This window comes from Streptomyces smaragdinus (assembly GCF_009604385.1).
In the GTDB taxonomy this organism is placed as follows: domain Bacteria; phylum Actinomycetota; class Actinomycetes; order Streptomycetales; family Streptomycetaceae; genus Streptomyces; species Streptomyces smaragdinus.
The window spans coordinates 120,923-133,711 of sequence record NZ_WEGJ01000004.1; the positions used below are offsets into that span (position 1 = coordinate 120,923).

13 protein-coding genes are annotated in these 12,789 nt (G+C 74.6%); 5 read left to right on the top strand and 8 right to left on the bottom strand.

What is annotated here, in order from left to right; translation table 11 throughout:
• Positions 1-39: 39 nt before the first annotated feature.
• The 3 genes from SRB5_RS09175 (at position 40) to SRB5_RS09185 (ending at position 3,085) form a co-directional block, all read left to right on the top strand.
• Positions 40-1,242, top strand: a complete 1,203-nt coding sequence (locus SRB5_RS09175) for an MFS transporter (RefSeq protein WP_153450994.1) — start codon at positions 40-42, stop codon at positions 1,240-1,242.
• Between the two features lie 75 nt (positions 1,243-1,317).
• Entirely contained in the window at positions 1,318-2,826 is a 1,509-nt protein-coding gene (locus SRB5_RS09180) for an MFS transporter (protein ID WP_153450995.1), read from the top strand.
• Positions 2,827-2,854: 28 nt separating this feature from the next.
• On the top strand, positions 2,855-3,085 hold the full coding sequence (locus tag SRB5_RS09185) for a DUF6332 family protein (RefSeq protein WP_153450996.1): 231 nt from the start codon (positions 2,855-2,857) through the stop codon (positions 3,083-3,085).
• Between the two features lie 5 nt (positions 3,086-3,090).
• On the opposite strand, the gene SRB5_RS09190 is transcribed toward SRB5_RS09185, so the two are convergent.
• The 3 genes from SRB5_RS09190 to SRB5_RS09200 form a co-directional block, all read right to left on the bottom strand.
• Complete coding sequence (locus SRB5_RS09190; RefSeq protein ID WP_323377362.1) at positions 3,091-3,756, bottom strand: response regulator transcription factor; 666 nt, start codon at positions 3,754-3,756, stop codon at positions 3,091-3,093.
• Positions 3,753-5,015, bottom strand: coding sequence for a sensor histidine kinase (locus tag SRB5_RS09195; RefSeq protein ID WP_153450997.1), 1,263 nt, complete (start codon positions 5,013-5,015; stop codon positions 3,753-3,755). The genes SRB5_RS09190 and SRB5_RS09195 overlap by 4 nt, the downstream gene beginning before the upstream one ends.
• An 88-nt stretch (positions 5,016-5,103) precedes the next feature.
• Entirely contained in the window at positions 5,104-5,799 is a 696-nt protein-coding gene (locus SRB5_RS09200; RefSeq protein ID WP_153450998.1) for a TetR/AcrR family transcriptional regulator, read from the bottom strand.
• 143 nt (positions 5,800-5,942) lie between these two features.
• Between SRB5_RS09200 and SRB5_RS09205 the strand changes: the two genes are divergently transcribed.
• Complete coding sequence (locus SRB5_RS09205) at positions 5,943-6,404, top strand: nitroreductase family deazaflavin-dependent oxidoreductase (RefSeq protein ID WP_153450999.1); 462 nt, start codon at positions 5,943-5,945, stop codon at positions 6,402-6,404.
• 13 nt (positions 6,405-6,417) lie between these two features.
• Here the strand turns inward: SRB5_RS09205 and SRB5_RS09210 are convergent, their stop codons facing one another.
• Positions 6,418-7,626 (bottom strand): geranylgeranyl reductase family protein, encoded by a 1,209-nt coding sequence (locus SRB5_RS09210; protein ID WP_153451000.1) that lies wholly within the window; start codon positions 7,624-7,626, stop codon positions 6,418-6,420.
• A gap of 127 nt (positions 7,627-7,753) precedes the next feature.
• Here SRB5_RS09210 and SRB5_RS09215 point away from each other — a divergent pair, with 127 nt between their 5' ends.
• Positions 7,754-9,115 carry a dipeptidase gene (locus SRB5_RS09215; protein ID WP_153451001.1) on the top strand — a complete coding sequence of 454 codons (1,362 nt, stop codon included), beginning with the start codon at positions 7,754-7,756 and terminating at the stop codon, positions 9,113-9,115.
• A 6-nt stretch (positions 9,116-9,121) separates the two neighbouring features.
• Here the strand turns inward: SRB5_RS09215 and SRB5_RS09220 are convergent, their stop codons facing one another.
• The 4 genes from SRB5_RS09220 to SRB5_RS09235 form a co-directional block, all read right to left on the bottom strand.
• Positions 9,122-9,763: a class F sortase gene (locus tag SRB5_RS09220; protein ID WP_153451002.1), complete on the bottom strand. Its 642-nt coding sequence runs from the start codon at positions 9,761-9,763 to the stop codon at positions 9,122-9,124.
• A gap of 77 nt (positions 9,764-9,840) precedes the next feature.
• On the bottom strand, positions 9,841-10,560 hold the full coding sequence (locus SRB5_RS09225; protein WP_153451003.1) for a hypothetical protein: 720 nt from the start codon (positions 10,558-10,560) through the stop codon (positions 9,841-9,843).
• A 145-nt stretch (positions 10,561-10,705) separates the two neighbouring features.
• A complete protein-coding gene (locus tag SRB5_RS09230) occupies positions 10,706-11,650 on the bottom strand; it encodes an NUDIX hydrolase (protein ID WP_323377364.1) in 945 nt (314 codons plus the stop codon).
• Between the two features lie 141 nt (positions 11,651-11,791).
• Positions 11,792-12,742 carry an ROK family protein gene (locus tag SRB5_RS09235; protein WP_153451005.1) on the bottom strand — a complete coding sequence of 317 codons (951 nt, stop codon included), beginning with the start codon at positions 12,740-12,742 and terminating at the stop codon, positions 11,792-11,794.
• Positions 12,743-12,789 lie beyond the last annotated feature (47 nt).

Genomic DNA, 12,789 nt, shown 5'->3' on the forward strand with positions numbered 1-12,789 from the left:
TCTGTCTTTGTGCCGACACTGAACAAAATACGGGCCGCAATGACGCGTCCCCACCGCTCCCCGGTCGCGTCCCGCGAGCTCTCCCGGCTGCGTGCCGCGCTGACCGTGTTCTTCGCCCTGGACGGCTTCGTCTTCGCCGGCTGGGTGGTCCGTATCCCGGCCATCAAGGACCAGACCGGCGCCTCCCCGGCGTCGCTGGGCCTGGCGCTGCTCGGCGTGTCGGCCGGGGCCGTGCTGACGATGACGCTCACCGGCCGGCTGTGCGAACGCTTCGGCCCGACGCGGCTGACGATCGCCATGGCGCTGCTGATGTCCGCCGCCGTGGCGCTGCCCCCGCTCACACACTCCGCGCTCGCGCTGGGCCTCGTACTCGTCCTCCTCGGCGCGGCGTACGGCTCGATGAGCGTCGCCCTGAACAGTGCCGCCGTCGACCTCATCGCCGTCCTGCGGCGCCCCGTCATGCCCGCGCTGCACGCGGTCTACAGCCTCGGCGGCGTGCTCGGCGCGGGGCTCGGCGCCCTGGTCGCGGGGCGGCTGACGCCCACCTGGCACCTGCTGCTCGTCGCCGTGACCGGCCTCGCCGTCACCGCGCTCACGGGACGGGCGCTGCTGGCCCACCCGCTCCCCCGGGCCGCCCCGGAGCCGGTGACCGGACCGAGGCGCCGCGGTAACGCCCCGCGGGTGCTCGTGGCCGTGTTCGGCCTCATCGCCCTGTGCACCGCGTACGGCGAGGGGGCGATGGCGGAGTGGGGCGCGCTGCATCTGCGGGAGTCCCTGGGGGCCGGGGCGGGGCTGGCGGCGGCGGGGTACTCGGTGTTCGCGGCGACCATGACGATCGGGCGGCTGTCCGGCACCGTGCTGCTCCTGCGGCTCGGGGAGACCCGGGCCGTCGCCCTGGGCGGGGTGACGGCGGCCGTCGGCATGCTCGCCGGCTCGCAGGCGCCCACCGTCTGGCTCGCGCTGGCCGGTTACGCCGTCACGGGGCTGGGGCTGGCGAACATCTTCCCGATCGCCATCGCCCGCGCGGGCGCGCTCGGCGGACCCGGCGGGGTGGCCGCGGCGTCCACCCTCGGCTACGGCGGGATGCTCGTCGGGCCGCCGGCGATCGGGTTCCTCGCCGAGTGGTTCTCGCTGTCCACCGCCCTCGCCACGGTGGCGCTGCTGGCGGCCGTCGCGGCCGTGATCGCGGTCACGACCGGACGCGCGGCGGCCGGAAACGCACGGCGTGTGACGGGCCGATAACCCTCCGAACCAGGCCAAAGAAGGTCAGCGTATCGGCGGAATCATTTAATGCACACGCATGTACTGTTCTCGTCCATGAGTGCCCCCCACCCGTCGCCGGCCGCCGCGCAGACCCTGACCCCACGACTGTGGGGCGTCCTGGCCGTGCTGAGCACCGCGCAGTTCCTCGACGCCGTCAACCTCGCCATGGTCGGCGTCGCCCTGCCCTCCATCGGCACCGACCTGCACCTGTCGACCGAGGCGATGCAGTGGGTCCTCACCGGCTACACCCTCGCCTACGGCGGTCTGCTGCTCCTCGGCGGACGCACCGCCGACCTGCTGGGACGCCGCCGGATCTTCCTGATCGCGCTCGGCGTCTCCGCCGCCGCGTCGCTGGTCGCCGGGATCGCGGGCTCCGGCGATCTGCTGATCGCGGCCCGGTTCGTCAAGGGCGTGAGCGCCGCGTTCCTCGGACCCGCGGGCATGGCCCTCGTGACGACCACGTTCGCCGAGGGGCCGGTGCGCAACCGGGCCATGTCGGTGTACACCAGCGTCGGCGCCCTGGGGTTCTCGGTGGGCCTGGTCCTCTCCGGTGTGCTCACCGACACCAGTTGGCGGCTGACGATGCTGCTGCCCGCGCCGATCGCCGTGGCGGGCCTGATCGTGGGCCTGCGGCTCATTCCGGGGGACAGCGGCGTACGGGGACCCCGCCGCTACGACCTGCCGGGCGCCGTGACCGCCACCGCGGCGATGATGGCGATCGTCTACACCATCGTCAAAGGTCCGGAGTGGGGCTGGGGTTCGGGCCGTACGCTGTCGGGCTTCGGGCTGACCGTACTGCTGATCGCAGTCTTCGCCGGTCTGGAGCTGCGCGCCGAACAACCGCTGGTTCGGCTCGGGCTGCTGCGTTCGAGCAGCCAGCTGCAGGTCAATGTGGGCACCGCCACCTTCATGGGCGCGTTCACCGGCTTCCAGTTCATCGTGACCCTGTATCTCCAGCGGCTGCTCGGCTGGTCGGCGCTGGAGACGGCGCTGGCGATCCTGCCCTCCGGCGTGCTGATGGTGCTGGCGGCGCCCTGGATCGGCGCGGTGATCGGCCGGTACGGCACCGCGCGGATGACCGTCCTGGGCTTCGCCTTCACCGCCGCCGGGTACGCGCTGTTCCTGGGGGCGGATCTGCACCCGTCGTACGTCACGGCGATCCTGCCGTCGATGCTGCTGGTGGGCGCCGGCATCACGCTGGCCTTCCCGTCCATGAACATCCAGGTCACCAGCGGGATCAGGGCGGACGAACAGGGCATGGTCAGCGGGCTGTACAAGACCTCGACGCAGGTGGGCGGCGGGGTGTTCACGGCAGTCGTCACGGCGGTGGTCACCGCGAGCGCGGCCGGCGCGGACAGCACTCCGCGGCAGGTGCTCGACAGCTACCGCGCGGGTCTGTACGTCATCACGGTCATCGCCCTGCTGGGCCTGGCCGTCACGGCCCTCGGCCTGCGCGGCGCCCGCCGCGGCCCGGCCGGCCCGATCCCGGCGCCGCGGCCCGGGGTGGAGCTGGGCAAGGAGCGGGTGGGACCGGGGAAGGAATCCGCACCCGTACGGGACTGAATGTCCCGTTCCGAGGCACCATGGGCGGATGAGGGGACCCCGGACGCAGGCGCAGCGCGACGCGACGACGGTCGAGTCGGTGTACGTCGCCCTGACCGCGGTGGTCCTGGCGGGCGCCGTCTTCGCCGTGATCGCCGGCCCGGCCCTGTACTTCGACTGGGTCACCGGCGGGGCGCGGACACCGCTGCTCCGGGCGGCGGCGGCCACCGGGCTGGTGGCCTTCGCGGTCAGGCTGGTCGTCGGCCTGCGGCGGTGGTGAGCCCGTCAGCCCAGCCAGCCCGGGCGGACCAGGCCCGACTCGTAGGCCAGGACGACCAGCTGGGCGCGGTCGCGGGCGCCGAGCTTCACCATCGTGCGGCTCACGTGCGTCTTGGCGGTGAGCGGGCTGACGACCAGCCGGCGGGCGATCTCGTCGTTGGACAGGCCCATGCCGACCAGCGCCATCACCTCGCGCTCCCGCTCCGTGAGATGTTCCAGCCCGGCGTCGGTGTCCGGCTTCTTGGACCGGGCGGCGAACTCGGCGATGAGCCGGCGGGTCACCCCCGGCGACAGCAGGGCGTCGCCCGAGACGACGGCCCGTACCGCGCGCAGGAGTTCCGCCGGCTCGGTGTCCTTGACGAGGAACCCGGACGCGCCGGAGCGGATCGCCTCGAAGACGTACTCGTCGAGCTCGAACGTCGTCAGCATGACGACCCGGACGTCCGCCAGAGCGGGATCCCCGGTGATCTCCCGGGTCGCGGCGAGCCCGTCCAGCTCCGGCATCCGGATGTCCATCAGCACCACATCGGGCCGCACCTGGCGGACCAGCCGTACGGCCTCCGACCCGTCGGCGGCCTCGCCGGCGACCTCGATGTCCGGCTGGGCGTCGAGCAGCGCGCTGAACCCGGCCCGGACCAGCACCTGGTCGTCGGCGAGCAGTACGCGGATCACGGTGCCTCCTCCTCGGCCGTCCCCGGGGCCACCGTAGCGGCCCGGCCCAGCGGAATCACGGCGCGCACGCGGAATCCCCCGTCCTCCCGGGGCCCCGCCTCGACCCGCCCGCCGAGCCCCGCGGCGCGCTCGCGCATCCCGACCAGGCCGTTGCCGCCGCCGCTCGTCCCGCCGGGCGCCGCGGGACCGTCGTCGTCGATCTGCAGCCGCAGCTCACCGGGTTCGCGGCCGACGACCACGCGGGCACTACGGGACGCGGAGTGCCGTACGACGTTGGTGAGCGCCTCCTGCACGATCCGGAACGCGGCGAGGTCCGTCGCCGGCGGCAGCGGCCGGACATCGCCCTCGGCGCGGACGGCAACGGTCAGGCCCGCGCCGGCGAAGTGCTCGGTGAGCTCGCCCAGCCGGTCCAGCCCGGGGGCCGGGGCGCGGGGCGCGGTGCCGCCGGAGGCGCGCAGCGCGTCGAGGACCTGGCGGACCTCGCCGAGGGCCTCCTTGCTGGCGTCCTTGATCGTGGTGAGCGCCTCGCGGGCCTTGTCCGGGTGCTGGTCGAGGAGCGCGAGGCCGACCCCGGCCTGCACGTTGATCACGGAGATGCTGTGCGCGAGGACGTCGTGCAGCTCCCGCGCGATCCGCAGCCGCTCCTCGTCCGCCCGGCGCCGCCGCGTCTCCCGCAGCTCGGCCGCCGCCCGCGCCCACTGTTCCCGGCGGGTACGGGCCAGCTCCCCGCCGGCCACCACGGCGGTGATCCACGCGGCGGCGAAAAGCGCCTGCCCCCAGTTCGCGGGCCCGTCCCCGGCGGGCGGCAGCCACCGGTACAGCCAGTGCCCCATCAGCAGATGCCCGCCCATCAGCACGCCCAGGGTCCACCAGACGACGCGCCGCTCCCCGACCGAGACGGCGGCGAACGCGGCCACCGCGACGGACGCGAAGACGGGCCCGTACGCGTAACCCAGCGCCAGATACAGGAGCATGGCGGCGCTGGTGCCGGCGACCACCAGCCGCGGCCGGCGGTAGCGCAGCAGCAGCAGGGCGACCGCGCCGAGGGCGAGGACGTACGTCAGCCAGCCGGCGGGCTCGCGTATCCCGTGCTGGTTGGCGGACGCGCCCCAGGTGCCGACGGCGGTGATCACGGCGAGCAGCAGGGTGGACGGCCACGGGATCCGGCCGGCGGGCCCCTGCAGCCAGCGCACCGCCGGCCACGGCAGGGAGCCGGTCCCGTACTCGTCCGCCGGCCGGGGGGGACTTGGACTCCTCATGCCTGCCACGCTAGTCCGCGCCGGCGCCGGGCGCGTCAGCCCGCCGCCGTCATCCCGGCTACTTCCCGGGGAGTAGCCGCGGCCCCGGTCAGTACGCCGCGAGTCCGACCGACCGGCCGAGCCCGGCGACCGCCCGGTCGAAGAACGCGTCCCGCGCCTCGACCACGCCGGTGAACTGCCCGAACACCTCGAAGCTCACCAGACCGTGGAGCTGCGCCCAGGCGACGATCACCGCCGCCCCGGACGCGGGCGGCAGGTCCATGCCGATCTGCTCGCCGATCCGCGCGGCGTCGGCCAGCGCGCCGGGCGGCCAGGCGTCCCCCTGGTCCTCGAGCCCGCCCTCGCGGTGCGCGTCCACGACGACGCCGAAGAGGCACAGGCCCACCCGGGAGGCGGGGGCGAGGGTGGTCTCCGGCGCCTCGTAGCCGGGGACGGGCGAGCCGTGGATCAGGGCGTACTCGTGCGGATGCGCCAGGGCCCAGGTCCGTACGGCCCGGCAGACCGCGGCCCAGCGGGCGGGCGGGTCCGCGGGGGCGGCCCGCAGCGCCGCCTCCGCCGCCGCGCCGACGCCGTCGTAGGCGTCGACGATGAGGGCGGTGAGGAGGTCGTCGCGGCTCGGGTAGTAGCGGTACAGGGCCGACGACACCATGCCCAGCTCGCGGGCCACCGCGCGCAGGGACAGCTTGGCCGCCCCGTCCTCGGCGAGACGGCGCCGGGCCTCGTCCCTGATCGCCGCGGTGATCTCCGCCCGGGCACGCTCGCGGGCTCCTCTGATCGCTGCCATGGGGTTCAGTATGCCATCGGAACGGAGCACCGACCAACAACGAGAGCGCTCGAACAAAAAGAGAGCACTGCTCTTGCGCAAGACGCGCCGACCGTGCCAGACTGCTCCACATCGAGAGCACTGCTCACACTTCGGAGGTCCGCATGAACGCCGTCCAGCCCCACGTCCGCAAGCCCGGCTGGTTCACCGTCAACGTCATGAACCGCTTCGTCGCCTGGCTCACCCGCCGGGGCCTGAGCGTATGGGGCTCGCGCGTGCTGGCCGTCCGCGGCCGCAAGTCCGGCGAGTGGCGGACCACCCCGGTCAACGTGCTGACGTACGAGGGCGAGCGCTATCTCGTCGCCCCCCGCGGCCACGTGCAGTGGACGTACAACATGCGCGCGGCCGGCGGCGGGGAGCTGCGGCTGGGCCAGGCGACCGAGACGTTCACCGCCGCCGAGGTGTCCGACGACGACAAGCCGGCCGTGCTGCGCGGCTACCTCAAGCGGTGGAAGGCCGAGGTCGGCGTCTTCTTCGACGGCGTCGGCCCCGACTCCACGGACGAGGAGCTGCGGGCCATCGCGCCCAGGCACCCCGTCTTCCGGATCACGACGGCGGCGAAGTGACCCGGGGCCGCGCTCACTTCGACGAGCCGGCCAGCGACAGCACCCGGTGGGCCAGGGGATGGGTACGGACGATCGTCGCCAGCGTCGTGGTGCCCCGCGTGAATCTCGTGAACGCCAGCCACGCGGGGCGGAAGCCCGTCACGGCGCCGTGGAAGAGCGCCGGGCGCCGCTCGAAGACGGCCAGCAGCCGCCGGCCCACGGCCATCTCCACGCCGAGCCCCGCCTTGATGGCGAACGCGTAGTTCAGCGCCTGGCGCCGCGCGTCCACCGCGTCCGTCGCCTCGGCGACCCGCACCGCCCACTCCCCCGCGGTGCGCCCGGAGCGCAGCGCGTACGAGATGCCCTCGCGGGTCCACGGCTCCAGCAGCCCGGCGGCGTCCCCGCAGACGAGGACCCGGCCGCGGGACAGCGGCGAGTTGTGCGTACGGCAGCGGGTCAGATGCCCGGAGGAGACGGCCGGCTCGAACCCGGCGAGGCCGAGGCGGGCGATGAAGTCCGCCAGATAGCCCTTGGTCGCCGCGCCGTCGCCGCGCGCGGAGATCACCCCGACGGTGAGCGTGTCGCCCTTGGGGAACACCCAGCCGTAACTCCCCGGCAGCGGCCCCCAGTCGATGAGCACCCGCCCCCGCCAGTCCTCCGCCACCGGCTCCGGCACCGGGATCTCGGCCTCCAGCCCCAGGTCGACCTGGTCCAGCGTCACCCCGACGTGCTTGCCGATCCGGCCGGCGCTGCCGTCGGCGCCGACCACCGCCCGGGCCAGCAGCGTCTCGCCGTCCGCGAGCACCACGGCCACGCTCCGCCGGTCGGGGACGGCCGCCCCGTGCTGCTCCACCCGGGCGACGGCGGCCCCCGTACGCAGCTCCGCGCCGGCCTTCTGCGCGGCCTCGACGAGCCGCTGGTCGAACTCGGCCCGGTTCACCAGCCCGAAGAGCGTCTGACGGGAGCGGCGCGTGCGCCCCAGCCTGCCCCGGTAGGTGAACGTCACCGCCGTCACCCGGTCCTTCAGCGGCAGCTCGAAGCCGGCCGGGAGGGCGTCCCGCGACGGTCCGATGATGCCGCCGCCGCACGTCTTGTACCGGGGCAGCTCCGCCTTCTCCAGCAGCAGGACCCGCCGGCCGAGGTCCGCCGCCGCACGGGCCGCCGACGCTCCCGCCGGTCCCGCGCCGACCACGATGACGTCCCAGATCCCGCCCGGTGCGTTGTCGCCGCTCACGTCTGCCATGCTCCCAGTTCACCAGTACCGGGGGGATCACCACCGCTCCGGGGGCCCCTCGGACCCCTGTGAAATGATCGGCGGCATCCCCGTTCGTTCCACGAACACAACGGCGTGACCACCAGGAGCGTTCCCCATGAACCACGAACAGCTGGCGCACACCGTCGCCGAGCTGCAGCCCCGGGCTCTGACCGAGCTCGCGGAGCTCGTCCGGTTCCGTTCCGTCGCGGACTTCCAGCAGTTCCCCCGCAGCGAGTCGGAGGGCGCGGCGGCCTGGGTCGCCGCCGCCCTGCGCGCGGAGGGTTTCGGCGAGGTCGCCGTGCTGGACACCCCCGACGGCACCCAGTCCGTCTTCGGCCATCTGCCCGGCCCCGAGGGCGCGCCGACGGTGCTGCTGTACGCGCACTACGACGTGCAGCCGCCGCTCGACGAGGCCGCGTGGACGTCGCCGCCGTTCGAGCTGACCGAGCGCGACGGCCGCTGGTACGGGCGCGGAGCCGCCGACTGCAAGGGCGGCGTCGTCATGCATCTGGCGGCACTGCGGGCGCTGAAGGCGACCGGCGGGATCCCGGTGGGCGTGAAGGTCATCGTCGAGGGCTCGGAGGAGATGGGCACCGGCGGGCTGGAGCGCTACGCCGAGGACCACCCGGAGCTGCTGGCCGCGGACGCGATCGTCATCGGCGACTCGGGCAACTTCCGGGCCGGGCTGCCGACGGTCACGGCGACGCTGCGCGGCATGGCGATGCTGTCGGTGCGGGTGGACACCCTCGCGGGGAATCTGCACTCGGGCCAGTTCGGCGGCGCCGCCCCGGACGCGCTGGCCGCGCTGATCCGTACGCTCGACTCGCTGCGCGCCGAGGACGGTTCGACGACCGTCGACGGGCTCGCGGCGGGCGCGGAGTGGGACGGCATCGCGTACGACGAGGACGCCTTCCGCGCGGACGCCAAGGTCCTGGACGGCGTGGAGCTGACCGGCTCGGGCGGGATCTCGGGGCGGGTGTGGTCCAGGCCGTCCGTGACGGTGCTGGGCATCGACTGCCCGCCGGTGGTGGGCGCCACGCCGTCGGTCCAGGCGAGCGCGCGGGCGCTGGTGTCGCTGCGGGTGCCGCCGGGCGGTGACGCCGCCGAGGCGGGGAAGCTGCTGGCGGCGCATCTCGAGGCGCACACCCCGTGGGGTGCGCGGACGACCGTCGAACACATGGGGCAGGGGCAGCCGTTCAGCGCCGATCTTTCCAGTCCGGCGTACGGGGCGATGGCGCGGGCCATGGCCGTCGGCTACCCGGGCGAGGAGATGCAGGCGGCCGGTATGGGCGGCTCGATCCCGCTGTGCGGGACGCTGGGGGCGCTCTACCCGGACGCGGAGATCCTCCTGATCGGGCTCAGCGAGCCGCAGGCGCAGATCCACGCGGTGGACGAGAGCGTGTCGCCGCAGGAGCTGGAGCGGCTGACGCTGACGGAGGCCGCGTTCCTGCGGGAGTACGCGACGTCCCGGGCCTGATCCGGACTACGACACCGACGTGAGGCGGGCGAAGACGACGATGTTCCCGTCGTAGCCCCGTCCCTCGCGGTATGTGCCGCCGCAGGTGAGCAGCCGCAGCTCGGCGTGCCGGGTGTGGCGGTAGACGCCCTCGCTGGGGAAGGTCCGGGTGTCGAAGAGCTGCACCCGGTAGACGGTGAACACCACCGTGCTCCCGTCGGCGCGGGCGACCTCGATCCGGTCGCCCTTGGACAGCTCGCCCGCGTGGTAGAAGACGGCGGGGCCCACCGCGCTGTCGACGTGCCCGACGAGTACGGCGGTTCCCCGCGCCCCGGGGGTGACCGACCCCTCGTACCAGCCGGCGGTGCCGGTGTCCTCCGCGGGCGGGGCCGCGACCCAGCCGTCGGCGTCGAGGCCGGTGCGTACCAGCGGCGCCGCGATGTCGGCGGCGGGGATCCGCAGCGACACCGGCTCGGACGCGGACAGCGGGGCGTGGCCCGGCGGGGCGCCGTCGAGGAGGGCGTCGGCGGGGTCGGGAGTCGGCGGGCCGAAGCCGCGCAGTCCGATGACGATCATGGTGATGCCGGCGGCGAAGGCGAGGACGATGGCCGCGGTACTGAGCCGGGATCCGGTCTTACGGGCGGACGTGCCCGCGTCGGTGTCGGTCATGTGGGGTCACCAGCCAGGGATGGTCGGGGGCGGTGCGGCGCCCCGGGGCTGTCCCGGGGCGCCGCACCGCGGTGGGGCTAGTCCGCCGCCCGCCTGCGGCGCAGGAAGAACGCGCCGCCCAGGACGGCCGCGGAGCTCACCGCCGTACCGGAGGCCAGCAGCACGGGATCGTCGTGCTGCGAGCCGCCGAGACCGCCGCGCGCCGGACGGACCGGCGTGACGGTAGTGGTCGGCGCGGCGGTGGGCGTGGCCGTCGCCCGGGGCGAGGCCGGCCGGGGGGCGGCCGGTGTCGCGTCCTTCACCATGGGCGAGGCCGGGGTCGCCGCCGGTGTCGTGGGCCTCTCCTTGGGGGTCCCCGGTGTGGCGGCCCTCCCCGTCGGCGAGGCCGTACCGGTCGGCTTCGCGGTCGTGCCCGAGGGGCTCGGCCGGGGCCGCGACGTGCTGGACGTGTCGGCGATCCGCATCGTCGTACGCCCCGTCTCCGGCCCGCAGGTGAACGTGACCGTGTACTCGGCACCGGGACGGGCGTCCCAGTCCACGGTCACCGACGCGCTCTGCATCGGATCGCCCTCCATGCCCAGGGGCACGGAGTCGAACACCCCGGACGAGGCTCTCGCCTGGTGCTCGCAGTCCGTGGCGGTCAAGTTCACCTGGCCTCCCGGCCGTACGGTCTTGGGTGAGACCGTGAAGCCGAACGAGGTGATGTCGGTGCCCTGGGCGAACGCCGCGGGGGCGGCGAGGCCGGCGGTCAGGACACCGAGCACGGACGCGGCGGAAACCATGGATATCGTGCGCATCGGGGACTCCTCGGAAATCGGGACACGACGGGATCCCGCCGCTGCATGTCCCCGACGCTATGCACCCCGGGCCACCGGCACGCTGTCTGACTGTGCTGAATGGGGCACGGCATGTGCTGAACGGCTGACGCCTCCTGACAGCCCCTCAGCCCACCGGGACGCCCGCCTCGAGGTTGAACGCCGTCTCCCGTTCCCGGGCGCGCAGCGCCCACCGCAGGCGGGTGAAGCGCAGTGGCGGCAGCAGTTCGCCGGCCTCGTCCTCGGTCACGAACTTCCAGTCCCGCAGCTCCGGTCCGGGCAGCAGGACCCGGCGCCGCTGGTCGGGGTCGAGCTGCCCGCCGTCGAAGAGCAGCCGCAGTCCGCCGTGTCCGGGCGGGGCCGGCGGTTCCCAGTCCACGACGAGGAGCCGCGGCTGGACCTCCAGCCGCAGCCCCAGTTCCTCGGCGACCTCCCGCACCCCGGCACGGGCGGGCGGCTCGCCCCGTTCGACCACACCGCCGGGGAACTCCCAGCCCGGCTTGTACGTCGGGTCGACGAGCAGCACCCGGTCGCGTTCGTCGAAGAGCAGCACGCCGGCCGCCAGGGTCTCGGCGGTCGGCTCGGGCGTCTGGACGATGTCGCACACGCCCACCCCGTCGCGCAGCGCCTCGGCCACCTCCCGGGCGACCTCCTCGGGCGGACGTCCCGCGCTCCGGACGGGATGCGCCTCGGCCTCGAGCCAGGCGGGCACCTCCCCCCGCAGGATCGTTTCCCCGGACGTGAGCACCAGATGCCGTACGGATATCCGCCGAGCCGCCAGCCCGCCGAATATCTCGTCCCGGTGCTGCTGGCTGTAGAGGGTCAGGGGGACGACGAGCGGACCGTCGACCTCGCCCCGCAGCGCCGCGGCCGTGTCGACGACCAGCCGCCGCCAGGCCGGCAGCTCCCGCCAGTCGTCGATGTCGTCGGTGCGTTTACGCGGGAGCAGCGCGCGCAGCCCGTCGGCGACGACCTCCGGCTCGTACAGCAGGCTCCCGGGGAGCTGGTCGACCAGGGCCCGCCCCACGGCGGTCTTCGCTGCGCCCGGCACACCGTTCAGCCATACGATCACGTGTTCCCCCTCTGCGGTCGCCCCCAAAGAGTTGCCCGCAAGACAGCACCCGGAAAACCCTCGGAACGCCCGCCCGGAACACCCCCGCCGGAACCGGGAAACCGCACGTGCCCCGGGCATGGGCGATCCGCATGCGCCGCCTCACCCCCCGACCGCCCACAACCCCCGCGCCCCCGCCGCCGCGGCAGCCGCCCCGATCAGCCCCGCGTCCGCCCCGAGCCGCGCCGGAGCCACCGCCACATCCCTGGCGAACGACAGCGCCGCATACGTCTTGAGGTGCCGCCGCAGCGGCGCGAGGAGCAGCTCCCCCGCCCCCGCGACCCCGCCGCCTATCACCGCGATGTCGATCTCGACCAGGGACGCCGTCGCCGCGATGCCCGCCGCGAGGGCCTGCCCCGCGCGGTCGAAGGACGCCACCGCGATCGGGTCCCCCGCCCGCGCGGACCCGGCGACCGCCGCGGCCGAGGTGTCGCCGTCCGGTCCCGGCCGCCATCCCGCCGCCAGGGCGCGGGCGGCGATGTGGGGACCGGAGGCGATCCGCTCCACGCACCCCCGCCCGCCGCACGGACACGGGTCGCCGTCGAGGTCGACGCTGAGGTGGCCGATGTGCCCGGCGTTGCCCGTCGGCCCCGGATGCAGCCGCCCGCCCAGCACCAGCCCCCCGCCGACGCCCGTGGACACCACCATGCACAGCGCGTCGCGGTGCCCCCGCGCCGCGCCCTGCCAGTGCTCGGCCGCCGTCATCGCCACCCCGTCCCCGACGAGGACGACCGGCAGCCCGCCGACGACCGCACGGACCTGGTCCACCAGCGGAAAGTCCCGCCACCCGGGGATGTTGACCGGGCTGACGGTGCCCGCCGAGGCGTCCACCGGCCCCGCGCTGCCGATCCCGACCGCGGCGACCCGCGCCCACCCCCGGGCCGCCGTCAGCTCCCGCAGCACCTCGGCCACCGCGCCCATCACCGCCGCCCCGTCCCGTCCCGCGGGCGTGGCCCGCCTGGCCCGTACGAGCAACCGCCCGGAGGAGTCCACCAGCGCGCCGGCGATCTTGGTACCGCCGATGTCGAGGGCGGCGGCGAGGTCATGACACATCGTGGCGGCTCCTGGGTGCGGGCGGGCGAGTACGGAGAGTCAGTCTC